The sequence below is a fragment of the Inquilinus limosus genome, assembly GCF_051487185.1.
Classification (GTDB): Bacteria; Pseudomonadota; Alphaproteobacteria; order DSM-16000; family Inquilinaceae; genus Inquilinus; species Inquilinus limosus_F.
In genome coordinates this window covers 114,524-137,311 of the sequence record NZ_JAHVDK010000020.1, presented here as the reverse complement: position 1 = coordinate 137,311, position 22,788 = coordinate 114,524, and the positions used below count along the sequence as shown (strand labels likewise).

At 69.8% G+C, this 22,788-nt stretch carries 21 protein-coding genes; 5 read left to right on the top strand and 16 right to left on the bottom strand.

Annotation, left to right across the window (positions count from 1 at the left end):
- Positions 1-7: 7 nt before the first annotated feature.
- The 7 genes from KXR53_RS22460 to KXR53_RS22430 form a co-directional block, all read right to left on the bottom strand.
- Positions 8-1,117, bottom strand: a complete 1,110-nt coding sequence (locus KXR53_RS22460; RefSeq protein WP_437377503.1) for an acetoin utilization protein AcuC — start codon at positions 1,115-1,117, stop codon at positions 8-10.
- Positions 1,118-1,124: 7 nt separating this feature from the next.
- The gene (gene secF / locus KXR53_RS22455; RefSeq protein ID WP_437377502.1) at positions 1,125-2,084 is read right to left on the bottom strand and encodes a protein translocase subunit SecF; all 960 of its coding nucleotides are present in this window, start codon (positions 2,082-2,084) and stop codon (positions 1,125-1,127) included.
- Complete coding sequence (secD, locus tag KXR53_RS22450) at positions 2,084-3,697, bottom strand: protein translocase subunit SecD (RefSeq protein WP_437377501.1); 1,614 nt, start codon at positions 3,695-3,697, stop codon at positions 2,084-2,086. The genes secF and secD overlap by 1 nt, the downstream gene beginning before the upstream one ends.
- Before the next feature lie 113 nt (positions 3,698-3,810).
- Positions 3,811-5,136, bottom strand: a complete 1,326-nt coding sequence (ribD, locus tag KXR53_RS22445; protein ID WP_437377500.1) for a bifunctional diaminohydroxyphosphoribosylaminopyrimidine deaminase/5-amino-6-(5-phosphoribosylamino)uracil reductase RibD — start codon at positions 5,134-5,136, stop codon at positions 3,811-3,813.
- Positions 5,133-5,819 carry a GTP cyclohydrolase II gene (locus KXR53_RS22440; RefSeq protein WP_437377499.1) on the bottom strand — a complete coding sequence of 229 codons (687 nt, stop codon included), beginning with the start codon at positions 5,817-5,819 and terminating at the stop codon, positions 5,133-5,135. The genes ribD and KXR53_RS22440 overlap by 4 nt, the downstream gene beginning before the upstream one ends.
- 120 nt (positions 5,820-5,939) lie before the next feature.
- Positions 5,940-6,632 carry an RES family NAD+ phosphorylase gene (locus KXR53_RS22435; protein ID WP_437377498.1) on the bottom strand — a complete coding sequence of 231 codons (693 nt, stop codon included), beginning with the start codon at positions 6,630-6,632 and terminating at the stop codon, positions 5,940-5,942.
- Entirely contained in the window at positions 6,623-7,030 is a 408-nt protein-coding gene (locus tag KXR53_RS22430) for an MbcA/ParS/Xre antitoxin family protein (RefSeq protein WP_437377497.1), read from the bottom strand. The genes KXR53_RS22435 and KXR53_RS22430 overlap by 10 nt, the downstream gene beginning before the upstream one ends.
- Positions 7,031-7,380: 350 nt before the next feature.
- On the opposite strand from KXR53_RS22430, the gene thrS reads away from it, so the two are divergent.
- The 3 genes from thrS to KXR53_RS22415 all read left to right on the top strand — a co-directional run bounded on the left by thrS (position 7,381) and on the right by KXR53_RS22415 (position 10,414).
- Complete coding sequence (thrS, locus tag KXR53_RS22425) at positions 7,381-8,595, top strand: threonine--tRNA ligase (protein WP_437377496.1); 1,215 nt, start codon at positions 7,381-7,383, stop codon at positions 8,593-8,595.
- Positions 8,596-8,681: 86 nt separating this feature from the next.
- On the top strand, positions 8,682-9,398 hold the full coding sequence (locus KXR53_RS22420; protein WP_437377495.1) for a hypothetical protein: 717 nt from the start codon (positions 8,682-8,684) through the stop codon (positions 9,396-9,398).
- A gap of 98 nt (positions 9,399-9,496) precedes the next feature.
- Complete coding sequence (locus KXR53_RS22415) at positions 9,497-10,414, top strand: extracellular catalytic domain type 1 short-chain-length polyhydroxyalkanoate depolymerase (protein WP_437377494.1); 918 nt, start codon at positions 9,497-9,499, stop codon at positions 10,412-10,414.
- A 6-nt stretch (positions 10,415-10,420) separates the two neighbouring features.
- Here KXR53_RS22415 and KXR53_RS22410 read toward each other — a convergent pair whose 3' ends face one another.
- Together KXR53_RS22410 and pabB are read right to left on the bottom strand one after the other, a co-directional pair.
- Entirely contained in the window at positions 10,421-11,224 is an 804-nt protein-coding gene (locus KXR53_RS22410) for an aminotransferase class IV (protein WP_437377493.1), read from the bottom strand.
- Positions 11,224-12,606: an aminodeoxychorismate synthase component I gene (gene pabB / locus KXR53_RS22405; RefSeq protein WP_437377492.1), complete on the bottom strand. Its 1,383-nt coding sequence runs from the start codon at positions 12,604-12,606 to the stop codon at positions 11,224-11,226. Before pabB ends, KXR53_RS22410 begins: the two co-directional genes overlap by 1 nt.
- A gap of 135 nt (positions 12,607-12,741) precedes the next feature.
- Here pabB and KXR53_RS22400 point away from each other — a divergent pair, with 135 nt between their 5' ends.
- On the top strand, positions 12,742-13,260 hold the full coding sequence (locus tag KXR53_RS22400) for a hypothetical protein (RefSeq protein ID WP_437377491.1): 519 nt from the start codon (positions 12,742-12,744) through the stop codon (positions 13,258-13,260).
- 9 nt (positions 13,261-13,269) lie between these two features.
- On the opposite strand, the gene KXR53_RS22395 is transcribed toward KXR53_RS22400, so the two are convergent.
- From KXR53_RS22395 to gabD, 7 genes are all read right to left on the bottom strand, one after another.
- Entirely contained in the window at positions 13,270-14,442 is a 1,173-nt protein-coding gene (locus KXR53_RS22395) for a nicotinate phosphoribosyltransferase (protein WP_437377490.1), read from the bottom strand.
- A 25-nt stretch (positions 14,443-14,467) separates the two neighbouring features.
- A complete protein-coding gene (locus KXR53_RS22390; protein ID WP_437377489.1) occupies positions 14,468-15,856 on the bottom strand; it encodes a class II 3-deoxy-7-phosphoheptulonate synthase in 1,389 nt (462 codons plus the stop codon).
- Between the two features lie 146 nt (positions 15,857-16,002).
- Positions 16,003-16,752 (bottom strand): class I SAM-dependent methyltransferase, encoded by a 750-nt coding sequence (locus tag KXR53_RS22385; RefSeq protein ID WP_437377488.1) that lies wholly within the window; start codon positions 16,750-16,752, stop codon positions 16,003-16,005.
- Complete coding sequence (gor, locus tag KXR53_RS22380; protein ID WP_437377487.1) at positions 16,749-18,131, bottom strand: glutathione-disulfide reductase; 1,383 nt, start codon at positions 18,129-18,131, stop codon at positions 16,749-16,751. Before gor ends, KXR53_RS22385 begins: the two co-directional genes overlap by 4 nt.
- Positions 18,132-18,231: 100 nt before the next feature.
- Complete coding sequence (locus tag KXR53_RS22375; protein WP_437377486.1) at positions 18,232-18,912, bottom strand: class I SAM-dependent methyltransferase; 681 nt, start codon at positions 18,910-18,912, stop codon at positions 18,232-18,234.
- Between the two features lie 73 nt (positions 18,913-18,985).
- On the bottom strand, positions 18,986-19,696 hold the full coding sequence (rpiA, locus tag KXR53_RS22370; protein WP_437377485.1) for a ribose 5-phosphate isomerase A: 711 nt from the start codon (positions 19,694-19,696) through the stop codon (positions 18,986-18,988).
- A complete protein-coding gene (gene gabD, locus KXR53_RS22365; RefSeq protein ID WP_437377484.1) occupies positions 19,693-21,150 on the bottom strand; it encodes an NADP-dependent succinate-semialdehyde dehydrogenase in 1,458 nt (485 codons plus the stop codon). The genes rpiA and gabD overlap by 4 nt, the downstream gene beginning before the upstream one ends.
- A gap of 570 nt (positions 21,151-21,720) precedes the next feature.
- Here gabD and KXR53_RS22360 point away from each other — a divergent pair.
- Complete coding sequence (locus KXR53_RS22360; RefSeq protein ID WP_437377483.1) at positions 21,721-22,548, top strand: CHAP domain-containing protein; 828 nt, start codon at positions 21,721-21,723, stop codon at positions 22,546-22,548.
- Positions 22,549-22,788: the final 240 nt, after the last annotated feature.

The following is a 22,788-nucleotide window of genomic DNA, read 5'->3' as shown; positions in this document are numbered from 1 at the left end:
CCCATTGTCAGGGGTCCATCACGGCGCGGATCACGGCCTCGACCTCCGGCCGCACCGGGCCTGGCCGCGGCGGGTCGTCCAGCCGGTCGAACCAAGCGGGCTGGGGCGGGGTGCCGCGACGGCGCGACCAGGACAGGCCGGCCAGCACCGCCTTTGAGGCCTGCGTCAGCGGCGCGGCCGGATCGAGGCCGTTGAGCACGGCCCATACCCCGGCCCAGCAGCGGCCGACGGTCCAGGGGTTGTACCCCCCTCCCCCCAGGACCAGGAGCCGCGGCGCGACCTCGCGCACCGCCGCCACCACGGCCCACAGGGCGCGGTTGGACAGCGACAGGCGGCTGAGCGGGTCATCGTGCAGCGCGTCGGCGCCGCATTGCAGCACCGCGACCTGCGGCCGGAACCGCTCGACCAGCGGCAGCAGCGCCCGGTCGCGCACCGCCGCCATCTCGTCGTCGTTCAGCTCGCGCGGCATCGGCAGGTTGCGGGCGTTGCCGCCGCCACGGTCCTCGACCGCGCCGGTGAAGGGCCAGCGCCGCGCCTCGTGCACCGAGACGGTCAGCACCCGCGCGTCGCCGGCGAAGGCGTCCTGCACCCCGTCGCCGTGATGGGCGTCGACGTCGAGATAGGCGATGCGGTCGACGCCGCGGTCGAGCAGATCGAGGATCGCCAGCACTGGGTCGTTGAAGTAGCAGAAGCCGGAGGCGCGGTCGGGCCGGCCGTGATGCAGCCCGCCGGCCGGGCTGTAGACCACCGCCCCTTCGGCCACCAGCCCGGCGCCGAGCAGCGAGGAGCCGCAGGCGGTGGCAGGCCGGCGGAACACCTCGGCGAAGATCGGGTTCTCGACCCCGCCGAGATTGTGCCGCTCCCGGCGCGCCGGATCGAGGTCCTGGTCGCGCTCAGCGTCCTGCACCGCGGTCACGTAGTCCGGGTGGTGGAACCGGGTCAGGGCCTCGGTCCCGGCCAGTGGCCCGTCGCGGTACTGGCCGTCGGCCAGCCAGCCCTGCGCCCTGATCAGGTCGAGCGCGGTCGAGACCCGGGGGATGGCAAGCGGATGCCTCGGCCCGTAGCTGGAATGCCGATAGACCTCGCTGCCGATCAGGATCGGCCGCGCCGCCGCCATCTCCCGCTCAGGCGCCCTTGCCTGCCGGAGTGCCATCCGCCGGAGCCGCCGGCGGGGCCTTCTTGCGGAACAGCTTCTCCTCGCCGAGGAACAGCAGGATCGGCGCCGCGATGAAGATCGAGGAGGTGGTGGCGACGACGATGCCGATCAGGATGACGATGGCGAATTGCTGCAGGTTCTCGCCGCTCCAGATCGCCAGCGGCAGGCAGGCCAGGAAGGTGGCCAGCGAGGTGCCGATGGTGCGGTTCAGCGTCTGGTTGATCGACAGGTCGATCAGCTGCCGCAGCGGCATGGACTTGTACAGCCGCAGGTTCTCGCGCACCCGGTCATAGACCACGACCTTGTCGTTGACCGAATAGCCGAGGATGGTCAGCAGCGCCGCGATCGAGGTCAGGTTGAACTGCATGCCGGTGACGGCATAGACCCCGACCATCTTGGTGACGTCGAGGATCATGGTGATCACGGCGCCGACGCCGAACTGCCATTCGAAGCGGAACCAGATGTAGAACAGCATGGCGACGAGGGCGAGGCCCAGCGCCAGCATGCCGTTCCGGAACAGCTCGCCCGAAACCGTGCCGCCGACGGAATCGACGCTGCGGATCTGCGTGCCCGGCACTGTGTCGGTCAGCGTCTTCTTGACCGTGTCGACCGCCGACTGCTGCTGCTGTTCGGTCGGCTGCGCCTCCATCCGGATCAGCACGTCATTCGGCGAGCCGAATTGCTGCAGCTGCACCTGGCCCAGGCCGAGATCGTCGAGGGCAGTGCGCAGCTGACCGAAATCCGCCGCCTGCGGCGTCTGGATCTGGATGGCGATGCCGCCCTTGAAGTCGACGCCGTAGTTCAGCCCAGGGTGGAAGAACAGGATCACCGAGGCGATGCTGAGGAAGGCCGAGCCGACGAGGCCGGCGATGCGGCCCCGCATGAACGGGATCTTGGTGTCGTCCGGGACGAGACGGAGCCAGAACATCACGCTTTCCTCAGCACGGGCAGGACGGTGGGACGCTTGCGGCGGATCCAGGTGACCATCATCAGCCGCACCAGCACCACGGCGGTGAACATCGAGGTCAAGATGCCGATCCCGGTGGTGACGGCGAAGCCGCGCACCGGGCCCGTCGTCAGCGAGTACAGGATCGCCATCTTGATCAGCGAGGTGATGTTGGCGTCGAAGATCGTGGCGAAGGCCCGGCTGAAGCCCGCATCCATCGCCGAGAAGGGCGACCGCCCGCGTTTCGTCTCCTCGTACAATCGTTCATTGATCAGGATGTTGGCGTCGACCGACATGCCGAGGGTCAGCAGCATGCCGGCGATGCCGGGCAGGGTCAGCGTCGCCTCCAGGAGCGACAGGATCGCCACGGTCAGCACCAGGTTCATGACCAGGGCGATGTTGGCGAACAGGCCGAACAGCCCGTAAGCCAGCAGCATGTAGGTGACCACCAGGACGAAGCCGACCGCGACGGCGATGATGCCGGCCTGGATCGCGTCGGCGCCCAGGTCGGGGCCGACCGTCCGCTCCTCGATGATGGTCAGCGGCGCCGGCAAAGCGCCGGCGCGCAGCAGCACCGCCAGGTCGTTGGCGCTCTGGGCGGTGAAGTTGCCGCTGATCTGGCCGCGGCCGCCCAGGATCGGCTCGTTGATGTTCGGATAGGTGATAACCTTGTCGTCGAGCACGATGGCGAAGGGCTTGCCGACATTGGCCTGGGTGACCTGGCCGAAGCGGCGGGCGCCGGCGCTGTCGAACTCGAAATTCACCACCCATTGCCCGGTCTGCGGGTTGGTGCCGGCGCGGGCATCGGTCAGGTTGGCGCCGTCGACCTCGATCCGCTTGCGCACCGCGATCGACGTCCGCTCACCGGGCCGCGGGTTCTCGATCGGCAGCACCTCGGTGTCCGGCGGCACCGGCTGGCCGGGCTGGTAGTCCAGGTTGACCAGGTGGAAGGTCATCTTCGCCGTCTGGCCCAGCAGGCGGCGGATGCGGTCGGGGTTCTGCTCGCCCGGCAGCTGCAGCAGGATGCGGCTGGTGCCCTGGCGCGAGATCAGCGGCTCGCGGGTGCCGCTCTCGTCGACGCGGCGGCGGACGATCTCGATCGACTGCTCGACCGCCCGGGCCTCGCGGTCGCGCAGCCCCACCTCGGTCAGGGCCAGGCTGGCCTTGCCGTCGCCGCCGACGCTGATGTCGAGGTCGCGCTGGCCGCCCGCCAGAGGGTCGACGGTGCCGGTCGACAGGTTCTCGGCCAGGAGGGTGCGCACCCGGTCGGCCTGGCTGGGGTCGGACAGGGTGAAATTGACCGACTGGCCGTTCACCGCAAGATCGGTATAGGCGATGTTCTCGCGCCGCAGCAGGCTGCGGATCGAATCCTGGATGTTGGAGAGGCGGCCGTCGATCACCGCCTTCATATCGACCTCCAGCAGGAGGTAGGAGCCGCCCCTCAGGTCGAGGCCGAGATTCATCTGCCGGGCCGGCACCCAGGATGGCAGTGCGTCCAGCGTGCTGCGCGGCAGGAGGTTCGGCAGGCTCAGGATCACGCCGAGGAGGCACACCACCAGGATGGTGACCTTCTTCCACGGGGCGAAATACATCATCGACGGCAAGCTCTCAAAATTCGGTCGGTTCGGGCTGGCCCGGCCGGGACATGGTCGGGCACGGGCCGGCGCGCCGGACCGCAGGGCGCGCACGGTACAATGGGCGCGGCCGTTTAGCCATGGCGAAGTGGCGACTCGATGACGCTGGCGTCGACAAGCCGCGCCAGATGCGCCGCCACGGCCGGGGACACGTATTCTATCAGAAGATCGGGGCCGAGGGGCGCGGTCGCGATCGGCCGCCAGTCCCGGGTGCCACGGGTGTGATCAGGGGTGGCGCTGCCCGGGAAGGCGATGCGGTTGCGCTCGCCGCCGCCGATCGCCGGCGCGATGAAGACATGGGCCAGATCGACCCGCCCCGCTTCGAGCAGCAGGCCGAGCAGGCGCGGTCCCCCTTCGACCATGACCGCGCCGACCGGTCGGCCGAGCCGCGCCACTATGGCCGGGCCGGCCATGGCGTCGAACAGGGCATCGACCGGCGGCCCCTCCGGCAGCGGCAGCATTGTGGCCGAGGGCGGCAGCAGCGCCTCCAGCGCCGCCGCCTGCCGGGCCGCGGAGGCGCCCAGCAGGAACACTGTCGGCGCATCGGCGGAAAGCAGGCCGGCCTTCCAGCGCTCCCGCCGTTCGGGCAATGCGGCCAGCGCCCGGCCGTTCGGATCGTAGACCAGGCGCAGCGGATGGCGGTGCCGGTCGCCGGCGGCGTCGCGTACGGTCAGGGCCGGGTCGTCGGCCAGAACGGTGCCAGCGCCGACCAGGATCGCGTCGTATTTCTGCCGCAGCCAATGGGTGTGGGCGCGCGCCGCCTTGCCGGTCAGCCAGCGCTCGGCGCCGTCGTCATAGGCGAGCTGGCCGTCCAGCGTCTGCGCCCATTTCGCCGCCACCAGCGGCCGGCCCAGCCGCTGCCGCAGCAGGAAGGGGGCGTGCCAGGCCGCGGCCTCCGCCGCCAGGGTCCCGACGCTGACAGCGACGCCGGCTGCCTGCAACCGGGCCAGGCCGACGCCGTCGACCAGCGGGAACGGGTCGCGCAGCGCCACCACGCAGCGCGCCAGGCCGAGCGAGGCCAGGAGGTCGGCGCAAGGCGGCTGGCGGCCGTGATGGCTGCAGGGTTCGAGCGTGACATAGGCGGTAGCGCCGCGGAACGCCGAGCGGTCGGCCACTGCCTCGACCGCCACGCGTTCGGCATGGCGCTCGCCGATCCGCTCGGTGGCGCCGCGCGAGATGACACGGCCGTCGCGGACGATGATGCAGCCGACCACCGGATTCGGGTCCGACAGCCCGTTATGGGTCATCGCGATCCGCAGCGTCTCCAGCATCCAGGCTTCGTCCTCGCCCGCCACCCGGGGGAGGGGCGCGGCGTCGCGCAGCGGCTCCGGCAGCGTGTCGCGGAGGACGCCGCCGAAACCGAAGCCCGGCTGCAGGGCAGGCGCGGCCGGCAGGGTCAAGGCTTGCCCAGGCGCCGCAGCGCGGCGGCGGCGCCGACGGTTAAAGGCAGCACCTCGGCCCGGCCTGATTTCTCCGGCAGATCAATGCGATGTGAGTGCTTCCTGACCTTGGCTTCGAGGTACTGGATATTGTGCTCGGTGACGAAAACGCCGGTCGGCACGATCTCGGCGATCTCGATCCCGGCGGCCTCGAGCTGCTTCGCCTTGTCGGGGTTGTTGGTCAGGAGCCGGATCCGCTTGACCCCGAGCGCCAGCAGCATCTGCGCCGCCGGGGTAAAGTCGCGCATATCGTGCGGGAAGTTCAGCCGCTCATTCGCCTCGTAGGTGTCGAGCCCCTGGTCCTGCAGCACATAGGCGTCGAGCTTGGCGTAGAGGCCGATGCCGCGCCCCTCCTGCCGGAGGTAGAGGACGAAACCGCCTTCTTTTCCAATGCGATGCAGGGCGTCGTTCAACTGCGGGCCGCAATCGCAGCGCTGCGAGCCGAAGACGTCGCCGGTCAGGCATTCGGAGTGGACGCGCACCAGAGGCAGATCGCGCTCCTCGGGGCCGAGCGCGATGGCGAAATGCTCGCCGCCGTCGGCGAAGCCGCTGAAGGTGTGGAACACTCCCTTCGCCGCCCCGTCCAGGATCGGGATGGTGACGGTGGTGCGGATCTCGACCCGCGGCGGGTTAGGTGCCTGCATCGAATACCCCGACGGCCGCGCCGCGACCGACCTCGTGAAGACTGGGCCACAATATCGGTGGACGGCGGCCATATTCCCAGCCCCGCCAAGCGGAGGGCGGCCATGCGGCGGGTGACGGACCTAGGCCTGCAGGGTCCGGATCTCGTGCACCGCCGCGATCTTAGTGCCGTCCCAGTGGTAGGACAGGTGCCTCTCCTGCAGCACCGGGGTCAGCACGCTGCGTGGCCGGAACACGGCGGCGCAATGCCCGCCGGCGTGGCGGACGCTGTCATAGGCGATGCCGTAGGAGTTCTCGCCGTGCAGCCGCCGCCCCAGCGCCTGGCCGGCGGAATAGCCGGCCGGGTCGTATACCCCAGTCAGTTCGGCGCCCAGGCCGCGGATGTCGTGCAGGTCGCCCGACAGGCTGTTGATCAGGACGCGCATGTCGATCGTGGTCGCCGGGGTCGCCGTCGCCGCGAAGAAGCGGGCGCGGTGATAGCTGGTCTCCGCCACCGCCGTCTCCAGCGCCGCGGCGCCGTAATAGGCGCCATAGGTGCCGTCGGTGAAGCGGCTGCCGTCCGGATGCAGATGGGTGAAGGGCGCCATGATGAAGCTGGTGCCCGGACCACTCATCCGCTCCTCCAGCGGCACCAGCGAGATCTGCCCGACCTGATCGCGCAGCCGGTCGTTGGTGCGGGATTCGAGCTCGATCAGCAGCTCCCAATCCGCGGGCGGCGCGACCCGCTCGAACAGGTCGATCGGGGGATAGCGGCTCGGGATGATGCGCCAGCATTCGGGCCATTCCACCCGGTGGACCGGAATGGTCAGCCCCAACCGCCGCGCTCCGCGTCCAGGTAGCGGCGGACCACGAACAGGTCGGCGACATTGCCCGACAGCATGCGGTCGAGGGCCGAACGCCCGCCGAAGGGCGAGGCCGCGTTCGGCCGCCGCACCCAGTCATCGGCCAGCTTGGCATCCTTGAACAGGATCTGCAGCGCCCGGTAGATGCCGAGGATGTAGGAGACCCGCTCCATCGTATCGGCCGAGGGATGGCCGGTCGCGCCGGCCTTCCAGCGGTAGAAGGTGGCCTTGGACGGGCGGCCCAGCAGCACGCGCTTCTCCTCGTCCTTCAGCCCCCAGGCCTCGGCGATGTTGAAGAACGCGCTCAGGCCGGCCTTGGCCAGCCGCCCTTCGGCGTCGCGCGGCGCCACCGCCGCCTCCCGCGCCATCATCGAACCGCTCCTTCCTCACATCTTGATTGAGACTTCTTATCTCGTTTGAGACAAATATAGTCAGAAAACGGTCCGGCGGCAAGTCCCGTCGCATCAACACGGCAGCCCTCCCTCGTGTTGCACGCCGATTGACGCCGCCCGCCGGCCATGGCTCTACTGGAGCCATGAGCGCGAACCGTTCGATCATCACCGCGACCACCAAAACGACCACCGCCACAGGCGGGTCGTGCGGAGGTCGTGCGCGCTGATCGGACAGCGCCTCTGATCCCCAAAGGGCCCCGCCGGCAACGGACGGGGCCCTTGGTCTTTCTGGGGTCTCCCTGCGCCGGCCCAACGCAACGGAGACTTCCATGGACGACATCGATCACCACAGCCTCGGCAACCGCCTGGACCTGTTCCACCAGCAGGAGGACGGCCCCGGCATGGTCTTCTGGCACCCGCGCGGCTGGGCGCTTTACCGCGTGGTCGAAGACCACGTCCGAAGGCGCATGGCCCGGGCCGGCTATCGCGAGGTGCGGACACCGCAGCTGCTGGCCCGCGGCCTGTGGAACCGCAGCGGCCATTGGCAGAAATTCGGCGCCCAGATGTTCGCGGTGGCCGACGAAGGCCGGATCATGGCGCTGAAGCCGATGAGCTGCCCCGGGCACATCCAGATCTTCAACAAGCGCGTGCGGTCCTATCGCGAACTGCCGATCCGCTATTTCGAGTTCGGCGCCGTGCACCGCAACGAACCGTCCGGCGCGCTGCAGGGGCTGATGCGGGCCCGCGGCTTCGTCCAGGACGACGCCCACGTGTTCTGCCTGGAGCATCAGGTCGAGGCGGAGGTGGCGCGGTTCTGCGGCCTGCTGCGCCGGATCTACGCCGATTTCGGCTTCGACCGCTTCGACGTCGCCTTCGCCACACGGCCGGCGCAGCGGGCCGGATCGGACGAGGTCTGGGACCGGGCCGAGGCGGCGCTGGCGGACGCGGCGCGGCAGGCTGGGATCGACTTCGAGACCCTGCCCGGCGAGGGCGCCTTCTACGGCCCGAAGCTGGAGTTCCACCTGCGCGACAGAAGCGGCCGGCGCTGGCAGTGCGGCGTCATCCAGCTCGATCTGGTGATGCCGGATCGGCTCGGCGCCGCCTATGTCGACGAGCACGGCAGCCACCAGCTGCCGGTGATGCTGCACCATGCGGTGCTGGGCAGCCTGGAGCGCTTCATCGGCATCCTGCTCGAGCACCACGAAGGCCGGCTGCCGCTGTGGCTGGCGCCGGAGCAGCTGGTGGTGGCCTCGATCGGCCCCGACGACGTGGTCCCGGCCTGCCGGGTGGCCGAGGCGTTCGAGGCGGCGGGGCTGCGCGTCGCCCTCGACGCCCGGCCGGAGCGGCTGTCGCGCAAGATCGTCGACGCGCATGAGAACGGGGTGCCGGTGCTGGCCGCGATCGGCGCGCGCGAGGCGCGGGACGGGACCGTGGCGCTGCGCTTCCGCGACGGCCGGCGGGAGTTCCTGCCCCTGGCCGCCGCGATCGCCCGGCTGGCGGCCGAGGCGCAGCCGCCTTCGCAGGCCCCTGCCCTCGCCGCCTGAGCATCGGGGGGCGCGGCGGATTCTGCTTTGCCGCGCCCGCTTCGGCGCCAGGATTCCGGGACGATCCCAATCGTTGGAGACGGCCGATGGCCAGCACCTCCCTGGCGGCGCAGGACAGCCGTCTGCACCGTGTCCTCCGCCATCTCGGCCAGGAATTCCGCCATATCCTGCCGCCGACCCTGTTCTTCCTGGTCGGCTTCAATCTCATCGTGTTCACCCAAAACCTGATGCTGTCCGAATACCTTGCCCGGTCGATCAACTTCCTGGTCGCGACCACGGCGGCGCTGGTGGTCGGCAAGTCGGTGCTGGTCGCCGACATGATGCCGTTCCTGCGGCGCTTCGACAGCGCGCCGCTGATCCAGCCGATCCTGTTCAAGACCGTCGTCTACTGGGCCTTCGTCTTCATCGCCCGGCTGATCGAGGCCTTCATCCACCACGTCGTCGACACCGGCCAGCTCGGCGGCTTCGGCGCCGCCCTGGCGGAGCAGTTCTCCTGGCACCGCTTCCTCTTCATCCAGATCTGGATCCTGGTGCTGTTCCTGATCTACACGACGGCCGCCGAGTTGAACGACCTGTTCGGTGACGGCGAGCTGGCCCGGATCCTGTTCCGGTACCGCTCATCCGATCTCAAGCAGACGCGGCGGCAGCGCATCCGCGCCCTGGTACGGCTGAGCCATCTGACCGAGGACCAGCCGACCTCTACCTTGCGAGATCCCGCGACCCCGGCCCATCGCGAGCTCGTCGGGCTGATCGAGCAGTTGGCGCGGGACACCGGCGCGCGCCGCGGCAGGACCAGCGGATAGGGACGGCCCGGCCCCTCTCCGCCCGCGACCCTTCATCGCGGGCGGAGAGCCGCGCCGCCCGCGCTATCGTGCCGGCGGATCCGAGCGAGACGACAGACATGGCACGACGGCTTGTATTGGCGCTGATCTTCCCGGCGATCGCGGCCCTCGCGCTTCCGCCATCGACAGCCTCGGGCCGGGCGGCCGGCACGGATATCGAGGCGACGCTGGCCATCGACGGCATGGCCCGAAGCTATGTTCTGCACCTGCCGCCCGCCGTGGCCGGAGGCGAACCGCTGCCGCTGGTCGTAGTGCTGCATGGCGGCGGCGCCAATGCCGCCAGCGCCATCGAACTGACCGGCTTCAGCACCGAGGCCGATGTGGAGGGCTTCATCGTCGCCTATCCGAACGGCACCGGCCGCCCGAAGCCGACCGCCGAGACCGCCGGCCAGTTCAGCTGGAACGCCGGCGATTGCTGCGGCGCGGCGATGCGGCAGGACGCCGACGACATCGGCTTCGTGCGCGCCCTGGTCTCGGAGATCGGGCGGGAGCGCGCGATCGACCCTCATCGCATCTATGCCGCCGGCTTCTCCGCCGGGGGCATGATGGCCTATCGCCTGGCCTGCGAAGCCGGCGACATCTTCGCTGGTGTCGCCGTGGTTTCGGGCGCGATCCTGGTGCCGTCCTGCACCCCGAGCCAGCCCGTCTCCGTGATCCACATCCATGGCACCCATGACGAGGCGGTCCCGTTCGACGGCACGGCGGAGCGGGAAAGCTACGCCCGCGCCAAATTCCCGCCGGTGCGGGAGTCGGTCGCCTTCTGGGCCGCCTTCGACGGCTGTCGGCCGCAGCCGGTGCCGCGGGACTCGGTGCCGGGTATCAAGGCGGAGGACTATCCGGACTGCAAGACGGGAACCGCGGTGCGGTTCGACGTGGTCGAAGGCGGCATCCATGCCTGGCCGGACGGCACCGACACCCCCGGCTTCGCCGCCACGCCGCGGATCTGGCGCTTCTTCGCAGATCATCCGCGGCTGTAGCGGGGATCAGCCCGGCAGTCCGAGCTCCCGACGCAGCCCGGCGGCGGTCTCTTCGCCGGCCGGCAGGCGCACCCCCTCCAGCCGGGCGACAGCGCGGATCGACAGCGCGTTGGTCAGCAGCAGCGCCTCCGCCCGCCGCAGATCCTCGACCGATAGCGGCCGCTCCGCCGCCCCCAGCCGCGCCAGCGCCTCGGCCCGCATGATGCCGGGCAGTGCCCCCTCCTCTACCGGCGGTGTCGCCCAGGCGCCGTCGATCCGGGCGAAGAGGTTGGCGATGGTGGTCTCGGCCACTCGGCCGGCGGTGTTCAGCATCACCGCGTCGTCCGCGCCCTGCCCGGCCGCCTCGCGCCGGGCCAGCACGGCGTCGAGATAGTTCAGCGACTTGATGCGGCTGAGCGGCGAGGCCTGGTTGCGGCAGGTGCCGCGGGCGACGACCAGCGCCACCGGCGTCTGCGGCGGCAGCCCGGCATGGCCGGCGACCAGCACGGTCGGCGACGGGGCGGCCGGGGGCGGGAGGCCGCGCGGCCCCGGCCCGCGGCTGACCGTCAGGCGCAGCACGCCGCTCTCGATCCGCTCGGCCGCGATCACCGCGGCGCAGGCTTCGGTCAGGGCGGAGTCGTCGAAGCGTGGCGGGATGCCCAGCACGGCGCTGCCCGCGGCGAGACGCGCCAGATGCCGGTCCAGCCAGACCGCGGTGCCGTCCCGCGCCCGGATGGTCTCGAACAGCCCGTCGCCGAGGGTGAAGCCGCGGTCGGCCGGGTCGATCCGCGCCGCCCCCGGTGCCAGCAGCTCTCCGTTCAGCCAGGGCATCAGACCGCCCCCGGCCCCGCCAGGGCCTGCAGCAGCGGCCGGACCTTCACCATGGCCTCGTCATATTCGGCATCCGGATCGGAATCGTGGACGATGCCGCCGCCGGCCTGGGCCGCGACCTGCCCCTGCGCCCCGCACAGCGTGCGGATGACGATGCTGGAGTCCATCGATCCGTCGAAGCCGAGATGGACGATCGAGCCGCAATAGAGCCCGCGCCGCGCGGGCTCGAGCTCGCGGATGATCTCCATCGCCCGGATCTTCGGCGCGCCGGTGATCGAGCCGCCGGGGAAGCAGGCGCGCAGCAGGTCGACCGCGCTTCGGCCCTTCGCCAGCCGCCCCTCGACCACCGATACCAGATGATGTACCCGGGGGAAGGTCTCGAGCCCGCACAGCACCGGCACCCGCACGCTGCCGACGGCGCAGACCTTCGACAGGTCGTTGCGCAGCAGGTCGACGATCATCAGGTTCTCGGCCCGGTCCTTGACGCTGGCCTGCAGCTCCGCCGCCAGCGCCGCATCTGCCGCCGGGTCGACGCCGCGCGGGCGGGTGCCCTTGATCGGCCGGGTCTCGACCCGGCCCGCCGCATCGACCGACAGGAACCGCTCCGGCGAGGCGCTGGCGATCCACCGCCCTTCCCCGAGATCGAGGAAGGCGGCGAAGGGCGCTGGCGACAGGGCGCGCAGGCGGCGATGCAGCGTGAAGGGATCGAGCCCGTCCGGCAGGTCGGCCAGGAAGCGCTGAGTTAGGTTGGCTTGGTAGATGTCGCCGGCGGCGATCCAGTCGCGGATCCGCCGGACGCCGTCGCGATACCCGTCCGCCGGCATCTCCGACCGCCAGACGCCCCGCAGCGTGTTGTCGGGCGGCGGCAGCGGCGGGGCGCCGGCGACCACGGCGGCGAGATCGTCGACCCGCGCCTCCGCCCGCCGGCAGCGCGCTGCTGGCTCCTCCTCCGGCCAGCCGGCCGACAGCACCCAGGCCCGTCGCTCCACCGCGTCGAAGACGGCGACGCAGTCATAGAGGCCGAAGGCGATGTCCGGCAGGTCGAGCCCGGCGGGCTGCGGCGCCGGCATGCGGTCGGCGAAGCGCCCCGCTTCGTAGCCGAGGACGCCGATCGCGCCGGGCCCGAGCGACGGCCGCTCCGGATCGGAAGCGATGCGATAGCGGGCCAGCAGTGCAGACATCGCGCCGAAGGGATCGGCCGGAGCATCCGCCGCGTCGACCTCAAACCACCGGAACGGGTCGGCCGCGACCAGCGACCAGCGCCCGCGAGTGCCGTCGACCAGGGCGGAATCGAGCAGCACCGGCCGGGGCCGATGGCGGATGGCAGCGAAGGCCTCGACCGGGTCACGCCACGGGATCGGCCGGCACAGGACTTGCGGCATGGCGATCGGCGACAAAGGGAACGGAGTGGCCAAGCTGTGGTTCACGTATCGAGCGGGCTCCGGCAACAGCGCAGCCCGAAGCTAGCACGCTGCGGCTCGGCACACATCCGGCCGCCCCGCCTTCGGGAGGCATTCATGGAACTGGTTTCCCGCGTGGCCTTCTTTCTCATCAGCGTCATTCTGATGCTTTTGGCGGCCGGCCTGATCGCCTATGCGATTTATTCGGTGATCACCACCTTCCGGACGCCGGATGCCGCGACGGACACGGCGATGCTGGACGTCATCGGCTATCTGATCATCGCCACCGCGATCTTCGACGTCGCCAAGTACCTGCTGGAGGAGGAGGTCGCGCGGGGCCAGGAGCGGCGCCGCACCTCGGAGGTCCGCAAGAGCCTGACCAAGTTCATGTCGACCATGGTCATCGCCGTTTTCCTCGAAGCCCTGGTCGTGATCTTCAAGGTGGCGCGCAACGACGCGAATCTGCTGCTGTACCCGACCGCGCTGATCGTGGCCGGCACCGGCATGATGCTGGGCCTCGGCCTGTTCCAGCGGCTCAGCGCCTCGGTCGAACGCGACATCGAGCGTGGAGCGGTCGACGACAGCGACGACGACGAGGATGAAAAGGCACGCCGGCCGAAGCCGTCCCTGCCCTGATCCCGATCGTCAGATCCCGGAGCCGGCCATGGTGTCCGGCCCCGGCCCGGCGCTGCCATCCGGGCGCAGCCGCAGCAGCCATTCGCGGCCGACCTTGACCATCGGCTTGCCGTCATAGTCGACGATGTCGGCGGTGGCGTAGGTCTCGCTCCAGCGCTCCGGCAGGAAGCTGCCGGTGCCGACCACGTCGATCGGCGCCTTCGCCAGCGCCATCACCCGGCATTTCGCCGGGCTGAAGCCGCTGGAGACCACGATCCGCACCTTGCCGAAGCCGGCCTCGTCCAGCTTGTCGCGCAGATGGTGGATCGCCGCGGCCGAGACGCCGGTGCCGATCAGGTGGCGCAACTCCTCCTCGCTGCGATAGCCGCGCACCGCCTCGGGCACGTGGCGCTCCAGCACCGCGTAGGATTCACCGGGCCCCAGCCCTTCCATGTAGCGGCCGCCGCCGGTGTCGATGCGGACCGACAGCCGGCCGGCCGACGCCATCTCCGGGAAGCGGCGGCAGACCTCGAGCGCGTCGCTAACCTCGCGGGCGAAGTAGTCGACCAGCACGGTCAGCGGCTCGTCCGGGAACACCTCGTGGAACATCTCGGCCGCGCGCACGGTCGAGCCGGCATAACCGATCAGCGCGTGCGGCATGGTGCCGAGGCCGGAGGTCTGGCCGAAGAAATGCGCGGTGGCGTCGGTGGCGTTGCCGACGAAGCCCTTGGCATCGTGCTTACGCCTGGCCCGGGCCGAGCCAACGCTGGCGGCGTAGGCCATCAGCTCCGCCATCTCGGTGCCGGCGCAGTGCCGCGCATCCATCGCCAGGAAGGCCGCGCGGGGCAGCTCGGCGCACATGGTGTAGGCGTTGTAGGCGGCGACACAGGCCGGCCCCAGCTTCTGCAGCAGCACCGTCTCGCAATCGACCAGATGGCGCAGCGGCCCGGTGATGTAGAGCAGCGGCTCGCCCGACCCGACCCATTTGCCTTCGGCATAGCGCAGGTCGATCTCGACCACGAAGCCTCGCTCCTGCGCCACCTGCCGCAGCCATTCGATCGCCAGGCGCGGGGCCGAGACCACCGGCCGGCGCAGGAACACGGCATAGGTGACGCGGGTGTCGCCGAAGCGCTCCACGATCCCCTTGGTCCGCAGGAAGTACTTGTCGGTCCAGCGCGACAGATCGTCGACCGAAGGGGTCATGGACGCCGTTCCCTTGGAAGGGTTGCTATTCCGCAGCCGCGGCACGACGGGCAGCATCCTGGGCGCTGCGCTCCTGCTTCAGCTTCTCGGCGATCAGGAAGGCCAGCTCGAGCGACTGGCTGGCGTTCAGCCGCGGGTCGACCGCGGTCTGGTAGCGAAGCGACAACGCCTCGTCGGTGATCGCCTGGGCGCCGCCGGTGCATTCGGTGACGTCCTGGCCGGTCATCTCGAAATGCACGCCGCCGGGATGGGTGCCCTCGGCCCGGTGCACGTCGAAGAAGTCGCGCACCTCGGACAGGATCCGATCGAAGGGCCGGGTCTTGTAGCCGGAGGGCGAGGTGATGGTGTTGCCGTGCATCGGGTCGCAGGCCCAGACCACGGCGCGCCCCTCCTCCCGCACCCGGCGCAAGAGCGGCGGCAGCTTCTCCGTCACCCTGTCGGCGCCCATGCGCACGATCAGGGTCAGCCGCCCGGCCTCGTTGTCCGGGTTCAGCGCATCGATCAGCCGGATCAGGTCATCGGGGTCCAGCGACGGGCCGCATTTCAGGCCCAGCGGGTTCTTCACCCCGCGCAGGAACTCGACATGCGCGCCGTCGGCCTGGCGGGTGCGGTCGCCGATCCACAGCAGATGGGCCGAGACGTCGTACCAGTCGCCGGTGGTGCTGTCGATCCGGGTCAGCGCCTGCTCATAGGGCAGCAGCAGCGCTTCGTGGCTGGTGTAGAAGTCGGTCTCGCGGATCGCCGGCGTGGTCTCGGCGGTGACGCCGCAGGCGGCCATGAACTCCAGCGCCTCGTCGATCCGGCCGGCGAAGGCCTCGTAGCGCTCGCCCCAGGGCGACCGGGTGACGAAGCCCAGGTTCCACTGGTGCACCTTGTGCAGGTCGGCGTAGCCGCCCTGGGCGAAGGCGCGCAGCAGGTTCAGCGTGGCGGCCGACTGGTTGTAGGCCTGCACCATGCGGGCCGGGTCAGGCACACGCGAGGCCTCGTCGAACCCTATGCCGTTGACGATGTCGCCGCGGTAGGAGGGCAGCGAGACGCCATCGATCGTCTCCATGTCGGCGGAGCGCGGCTTGGCGAACTGCCCGGCCATCCGGCCGACCTTCACCACCGGCATGCCGGCGCCGAAGGTCAGGATGACCGCCATCTGCAGCAGCACCCGGAAGGTGTCGCGGATCTTGTCCGGATGGAACTCGACGAAGCTCTCGGCGCAGTCGCCGCCCTGCAGCAGGAACGCCTTGCCCTCGGCGACGCGGCCGAGCGCCGCCTTCAGCGAGCGCGCTTCGCCGGCGAAGACCAGCGGCGGATACTTCGACAGGGTCTGCTCCGCCGCCGCCACCTTGGCCGCGTCGGGATATTGCGGCATCTGCTTCACCGGCATCGCGCGCCAGGAGTCAGGGGTCCACCGTTCCGCCATCGCCGTACACTCCGCACCTTGCGCCCCCACCCGCACTCTCCCCATGGCGGACAGGACCGGATGTGAGGCTATACGCCTGCGCCTCCGGCTTTGCCAGCGTCGCAGCGCAGCCCTCTTATGACAAGAACCGCGTGCGGCCGGGTCCGCTACGCCGGCTTGTCCGCTGCCAGCAGCAGGAAGGGAGGCCGGCGCCGCTGCAGCGCGAGCCCCGGCCGGGCCTGCAGCGCCGCCGGCTCGGCCTCGGGCTCCTCCAATCGCGCCAGGGCCAGCCCGGCATCGATCAGGCCATTCACATAGCTGGCGACGGTGCGGTGGTGCTTGACCACCCCGTCGACGAACCAGCGCGTGTCGCGCCGCCCTTCCTCGCCATAGCGATCGACCGGCCAATGCAGTTCCCTGCTGGCCTCATCGTGATGCCACTGGCCGCCGCCCAGCGCTGTGCAGATCGGATGCTCGACCGAGAAAACGAAACGGCCGCCGGGTGCCAGCGCCACCGCGATCCGCCGGACTGCATCCGCATAATCGGCGATGTAGTGCAAGGCCAGCGAGGAGACGGCCAGGTCGAACGCCCCCTCCCCCATCTCCAATGTCTCGATCGCCGCCTGCTCGTAACGAATGGCTGGGTCCTCGGTCCGCCGCCGTGCTTCCGCCAGCATCTTCGCCGAGACGTCGATCGCCAGCACCGAGGCCGCCCCGCGCGCCCTAGCAGCGCGGGCGAAGTCGCCGAAGCCGCAGCCGAGATCGAGAATGCGCAAACCCGCCAGCGAGGCCGGCAGCAGCCGCGCCAGCGCCGGCTGCTCCAGCACGGCGTTCAGCCCGCTCTCGGCCTCGCGCAGCGCGGCATAGCCGGCGAAGAACACCGGGTCGTCGTAAATGTTCTGTGGCGTGTCGATCATTGCGCCAGCCCCGGGCTGGCCGGGCGCTCGATCTTGCTGCGCATGGTCACGAACTCCTCCGCCGCGGTCGGGTGGATGCCGATGGTGGCGTCGAACTGGGCCTTGGTGGCGCCGCAGACGAGCGCGATCGCCAAGCCCTGGACGATCTCCGGCGCGTCCGGCCCGACTATGTGGCAGCCCAGCACGCGGTCGGTGGCCGGGTCGACCACCAGCTTCATCAGCGTGCGCTCCTCGCGGCCCGACAGGGTGTGGCGCATTGGCCGGAACACGGCGCGATAGATGTCGACCTCGCCATGGCGCTGCCGCGCCACCGCCTCGGTCAGCCCGACCGTGCCGATCGGCGGGTTCGAGAACACCGCGGTCGGCACATTCTCGTAGGACGGCACCCGCGGCCGGTTGCCGAACAGCGTGTCGGCCAAAGCGTGCCCTTCGGCGATCGCCACCGGCGTCAGGTTCAGCCGGTCGGTGACGTCGCCCAGCGCATAGATGTTCGGCACGCTGGTACGGTAGTGCTCGTCGACGACGATGGCGCCGTCGGCGTCGAGCGCGATGCCAACCGTCTCCAGCCCCAGCCCCGTCGTGTTCGGCTTGCGGCCGGTGGCGTACATCACCCCGTCGGCGGCGATCACCTCGCCGTTGCTCAGCGTCACCGCCAGGGCGTCGCCGACCTTCGCGATGCCCTCGACCTCGCAGCCGAGGCGCAGATTGACCCCGGCCTTGCCCATCTCGGCGGCCAAGTGGACGCGCAGGTCGTCATCGAAGCCGCGCAGCACCATGTCGCGGCGATGCACCAGCGTCACCTCGGCGCCGAGGCCGTGGAAGATGCCGGCGAACTCCACCGCGATGTAGCCGCCGCCGACGATCACCACACGCTGCGGCATCCGCTCCAGATGGAACGCCTCGTTCGAGGTGAAAGCATGCTCGCGGACGCCGGGCCGGTCCGGCAGCACCGGCCAGCCGCCGGTCGCGACCAGGATGCGGTCGGCGGTGATGCGCTTGCCGCCGACCTCGACCGTGTGCGGGTCGACCAGCACCGCTCGGGCGTCGAACATGGTGGCGCCGGCGTTGGTCAGCAGGTTGCGGTAGATGCCGTTCAGCCGCCCGATCTCGGCGTCCTTGCGGGCGATCAGCGTGGCCCAGTCATGGGTCGCGGCCGGCACGGTCCAGCCGAAGCCGGCGGCGTCCTCGAAATCGGCGGAGAAATGCGCGGCCATGGCCAAGAGCTTCTTCGGCACGCAGCCGACATTGACGCAGGTGCCGCCCCAGTAGCGCTCCTCGGCGATGCCGACACGGGCGCCGTGCTGCGCTGCGATGCGGGCCGAGCGCACGCCGCCCGAGCCGCCGCCGATGACGAAATAGTCGAAGTCCATGCTGGCCATGATCGGTCCCACGGCTACGGGCAGGGGCGATGCGCCGCAACGGCGCGTCAAAAGGCTCATATGGGCATTTGCACCGCGAATGCCGCCGACGCAAGACCGGCTAAGGTCGGTCCATGCGGAACAGCAGCTTGTGCTCCGCCCCGTAGGTCACGGCGTCGATCAGCTTGGGATAGTAGCGCCGGTCCTTGCCGGCCGGGACGAAGCCGTCATAGCCGAACTTCTTGACCGAGACCGAAAAGCCGGCGGCGGCGAAGGCCTCGGCATAGTCGTCGGGCGACCGGTCCTGCACCGGCGCGTTGGTGGTGCCGCCGATCAGGCTGCGCCAGCGCGGCCATAGCGGGCTGTCGGTGTGGCAGCCGGTGACCGCGTAGTAGACGCCGCCGGGGCGCAGCACCTGGAAGATCTGCGCCGCATGGCCGGCGATGTCGGGCAGCAGGTAGATCACCTCGTAGCTGAAGGCGATGTCGAAGCGGCCGGCCCAGGGCGACAGGTCGGTCGCCACGCGATGCTCGACCGGAAGGTCGCCCTTGGCGGCCTCGGCCGCGGCGATCGAGTCGGTGGCGATGTCGACGCCGAGCCCCCATCGGAACGGGCGACGCGCATGCAGAAGCCGCAGGAAGCCGCCGCGGTTGCAACCGAAGTCGAGCACGTCCTTGCCGGCCAGGTCGGTCTCCGGCACCAGACGGATGAAGTGCTCCCAATAGGGCCGATGGCCGTCCGCCATGGCGGCTTCGCGCGCAGGATCGGCGTGCCAGGTGGCATAGCTCGCCTGGGTGCTCATGCGAATCTCCTGAGTCCGATGATGCGCCGGACCATAGCCGAGGCGGAGCGCGATGTCCGCCTCGGTTCGGATCTCAGGTTCCGGGCCGCAATACCTTGGTGCTCCCATCCGCCTGGCCGATGATCGCCTGCTCCGCGCCGCCGAGGAACAGCCCGGTCTCGACCACGCCGGCGATCGACTTGAGCGCCCGCTGCAGCCCGTCGGGATCGCGGATCGGCGCGAAGCCGCCGCAGTCCAGGACCAGATTGCCGCCATCGGTGCGCACCACGGCGCCGTCGCGCCGGCGCAGTACCGGGGCACCGCCCAGGGCCGTCAGGCGCCGGGCCGTCGCCTCCCAGCCGAATTCTGTCACCTCGACCGGCAGCGGCGCCTTTTCGCCGAGTGTCTCGACGATCTTGGAGGCGTCGGCCACGGCGACGAAGCGGGCCGAGGCCTCGGCCACGATCTTCTCGCGCAGCAGCGCCCCGCCCAGCCCCTTGATCAGGCGCAGCGTGCCGCGCTCGACCTCGTCCGCGCCGTCGATGCAAAGGTCGAGCGCCTCGGTCGCGGCGAAGTCGGTCAGCGGGATGCCGAGCGCGCGCGCCCGCTCGGCCGTCTGCTCCGAGGTCGGGATGCCGACGACACGCAGCCCCTCCTCCCGGATGCGGCGGCCCAGCGCCTCCAGCACCCAGCGGACGGTCGACCCGGTGCCGAGGCCGAGCCGCATGTCGTCCTCGACCAGCGCCGCCGCGGCCTCGCCGGCGGCGCGCTTGCCCTGCTCCTGCGGCGACAGGGTCCCGGTCACCGGTTCAGCCCGCCCATGCACAGGTACTTGACCTCGAGATAGTCCTCGATGCCGTAATGCGAGCCTTCGCGGCCGAGGCCGCTTTCCTTCACCCCGCCGAAGGGGGCGACGGCGGTCGAGATGATGCCCTCGTTGATGCCGACGATGCCGTACTCCAGCGCCTCACCGACCCGCCAGATCCGGCCGATGTCGCGGCTGTAGAAATAGGAGGCGAGGCCGAATTCGGTGTCGTTGGCCATGCGGATCGCCTCCTCCTCCGTCTCGAACCGGAACAGCGGCGCCAGCGGGCCGAAGGTCTCCTCCCGCGCCACCTTCATCTCCGGCGTCACGTCGGTCAGGATGGTCGGCTCGAAGAAGGTGCCGCCGAGGGCGTGGCGCTTGCCGCCCAGCGCCACCCGCGCGCCCTTCTGCACGGCATCGGCGATATGCTCCTCCACCTTCTCGACCGCCTTCATGTTGATCAGCGGCCCCTGCTGCGCCCCCTCGGCCATGCCGTCGGCGACCTTCAGCTTGCCGACCGCCTCGGCCAGCTTGGCGGCGAAGGCGTCGTAGACGCCGTCCTGCACCAGGATGCGGTTGGCGCAGACGCAGGTCTGGCCGGTGTTGCGGTACTTGGACGCGATCGCCCCCAGCACCGCGGCATCGAGGTCGGCGTCGTCAAAGACGATGAAGGGCGCGTTGCCGCCCAGCTCCATCGACACCTTCTTCACCGTCGAGGCGGATTGCTGGATCAGCAGCTTGCCGATCTCGGTCGAGCCGGTGAAGGTGACCTTGCGCACGATCGGGCTCGACGTCATCTCGCCGCCGATCTCGCTGGCGCTGCCAGTGACCACCGAGAATACCCCGGCCGGGAGGCCGGCGCGCTCGCCGAGCTCGGCCAGCGCCAAGGCCGAATAGGGCGTCTCGCTGGCCGGCTTCACCACCATGGTGCAGCCGGCGGCCAGCGCCGCGCCCGCCTTGCGGGTGATCATCGCGGCCGGGAAATTCCAGGGCGTGATCGCGGCGCAGACCCCGGCCGGCTGCTTGATCACCACGATTCGGCGATCGCCGGCCGGCGCCGGGATGGTGTCGCCATAGATCCGCTTGCCCTCCTCGGCGAACCATTCGATGAAGCTGGCGGCATAGGCGATCTCGCCGCGGCTCTCGGCCAGCGGCTTGCCCTGCTCCGCCGTCATCAGCTTCGCCAGGTCCTCCTGATTCGCCATCATCAGCTCGAACCAGCGCCGCAGGATCGCCGCGCGCTCCTGTGCCGTCTTGGCGCGCCAGGCCGGCCAGGCCTTGTCCGCGGCGGCGATGGCGCGGCGGGTCTCGGCGGCGCCGGCGCGCGGCACGGTGCCCAGCCGGGTGCCGTCCGCCGGGTTGGTGACCTCGATCACCCGCCCGTCATCGGCATCCGCCCAATGGCCGTCGATGTAACATTGCTGGCGGAACAGCTTCGAGTCGGTGAGCTGCATCGGTTCCGGTCTCCCTCTTCTCGGCGTATCCGGCCGCCTGATCTCGAAAGGAGGTTGTAGCGCGCCCGGCGGAAGGCGGCCAGGGTGCCCGGAAGTCTGCTATGCGCTGGACGCGCGGCTCGCCGCTTCGCGGCAAGGTTCAAAACCGGAACATCGGCCAGATTCGTCGGACAATGAAGGCATTATCAGCCGCTTCGCTTCGCCGTTGTCAAATAGCCTACATAATTAATTGAGCCACTCGACTTTCCAGCATCGTGTCGACGGCCCAACGATTAGGCAAGCGAAACGACCTATGCACTCCCCAAAAATCGAATAATTTTTTTACGTCTGCCGGAAATACATGATCGCGGACGGCTCCTGTACTGACCCTCCAAAGCAGGCAGGAATCTGGCGAAAACGTGTCATTTCTGCTTGGCGGGAATATTTCAGAATGTTACTAGACGTCCTTGCCGGTGAGGGGGCGATGACTGGGGTCATCGGACGAGCCGGACGGAAGGGCGCTGCATCCGATTGGAGCGCCAAGGGAGCGAGTGAAGTCCGGTTGAACAGCGCAGGGGGGACGGGCCAGTGATGACCCGCGACACTGACTATGACCTCAGAATCCATCATCGGGCCAGGCGCCCACTCAGTACCCTCACTGCAAGTCTGTTGACGCTCGTCTGCAGCGTCGCCCTTCTCAGCGAGACCGCTCACGCCGCGTCGCGCACGACGCGCGAGCTGAATGCCGCCGCTGCTGCAGCCGCGGGCCAGCCCAGCGACCAAGTCGAAGGTGCCGTTCGCAACGCCGTGGCGAACAACCAGGCGGCTGCCAGCCCGGCATCGACCGCCGAACAACCTGCCAGAGAGCGGAAGACGGCCACCGCTCCGGCGCCCCGCCGGGCCAGAACCCCGGCTCCAGCAGCAGTCGATGCCCCGATCCCGCGCAGCCAGCTCACGGCCCGCAACTTCACCGAGCAGCGGCAGATCCAGCGCGTCGCCACGCTGAAGGCGCAAAATCGCCGCTGGTCCTGCGTACCCTTCGCCCGCGAACTGACCGGCTTCCAGATCACCGGCGACGCCTGGCGCTGGTGGGACGCCGCCGCCGGCCGCTACAACCGTGGCCGCATGCCGGTGGCCGGCTCCGTGATCGTTCTGAAGCGCAGCGGAGCGATGCGGCGCGGGCATGTTGCGGTGGTGCGCCGGGTGGTCAGCTCGCGCGAGATCATCGTCGACCAGGCCAACTGGGCGCCCCGCGGCCGGGTGAACGAGCCGGCCCGGGTCATCGACGTGTCGCCGAAGAACGACTGGAGCCAGACCCGTTTCTGGCATCAGCCGACCGGCCAGATGGGGACGAAGGTCTATCCGGCCTATGGCTTCATCTACGCGCCGAGCACCCAGGTCGCCGAACGCGCCGACTGACCGACACCCCGCTCCCGATCTGTTCAGCCAGGCCCGTCCGTCGCCACGGACGGGCCTTTGTCTTTCGTAGTTCGCCCTTTCATTTTACTCTCGGCTGTATTCGGAAATACCAAGCGCTGCAGCTTCCATTGGATTACGCCCTCTATTTGGAATGCGGAACCATTGCGGTGCTGCGATATACAAAATTGTAACTACCCACTCCCAGGACGGGCTCTTATTTCTGATCGTGCCAAAGCGCCG

Bases quoted from the DNA above. Each gene is read 5' to 3' on its own strand.
- KXR53_RS22430 (WP_437377497.1), bottom strand. From the start codon at position 7,030: ATGATGGCGCGGGAGGCGGCGGTGGCGCCGCGCGACGCCGAAGGGCGG.
- KXR53_RS22385 (WP_437377488.1), bottom strand. From the start codon at position 16,752: ATGATCGACACGCCACAGAACATTTACGACGACCCGGTGTTCTTCGCC.
- KXR53_RS22460 (WP_437377503.1), bottom strand. From the start codon at position 1,117: ATGGCGGCGGCGCGGCCGATCCTGATCGGCAGCGAGGTCTATCGGCAT.
- KXR53_RS22395 (WP_437377490.1), bottom strand. From the start codon at position 14,442: ATGACCCCTTCGGTCGACGATCTGTCGCGCTGGACCGACAAGTACTTC.
- KXR53_RS22410 (WP_437377493.1), bottom strand. From the start codon at position 11,224: ATGCCCTGGCTGAACGGAGAGCTGCTGGCACCGGGGGCGGCGCGGATC.
- pabB (WP_437377492.1), bottom strand. From the start codon at position 12,606: ATGCCGCAAGTCCTGTGCCGGCCGATCCCGTGGCGTGACCCGGTCGAG.
- secD (WP_437377501.1), bottom strand. From the start codon at position 3,697: ATGATGTATTTCGCCCCGTGGAAGAAGGTCACCATCCTGGTGGTGTGC.
- KXR53_RS22420 (WP_437377495.1), top strand. From the start codon at position 8,682: ATGGCCAGCACCTCCCTGGCGGCGCAGGACAGCCGTCTGCACCGTGTC.
- KXR53_RS22360 (WP_437377483.1), top strand. From the start codon at position 21,721: ATGACCCGCGACACTGACTATGACCTCAGAATCCATCATCGGGCCAGG.
- gor (WP_437377487.1), bottom strand. From the start codon at position 18,131: ATGGCCAGCATGGACTTCGACTATTTCGTCATCGGCGGCGGCTCGGGC.
- KXR53_RS22390 (WP_437377489.1), bottom strand. From the start codon at position 15,856: ATGGCGGAACGGTGGACCCCTGACTCCTGGCGCGCGATGCCGGTGAAG.
- KXR53_RS22415 (WP_437377494.1), top strand. From the start codon at position 9,497: ATGGCACGACGGCTTGTATTGGCGCTGATCTTCCCGGCGATCGCGGCC.
- gabD (WP_437377484.1), bottom strand. From the start codon at position 21,150: ATGCAGCTCACCGACTCGAAGCTGTTCCGCCAGCAATGTTACATCGAC.
- secF (WP_437377502.1), bottom strand. From the start codon at position 2,084: ATGTTCTGGCTCCGTCTCGTCCCGGACGACACCAAGATCCCGTTCATG.
- KXR53_RS22440 (WP_437377499.1), bottom strand. From the start codon at position 5,819: ATGCAGGCACCTAACCCGCCGCGGGTCGAGATCCGCACCACCGTCACC.
- thrS (WP_437377496.1), top strand. From the start codon at position 7,381: ATGGACGACATCGATCACCACAGCCTCGGCAACCGCCTGGACCTGTTC.
- KXR53_RS22375 (WP_437377486.1), bottom strand. From the start codon at position 18,912: ATGAGCACCCAGGCGAGCTATGCCACCTGGCACGCCGATCCTGCGCGC.
- KXR53_RS22400 (WP_437377491.1), top strand. From the start codon at position 12,742: ATGGAACTGGTTTCCCGCGTGGCCTTCTTTCTCATCAGCGTCATTCTG.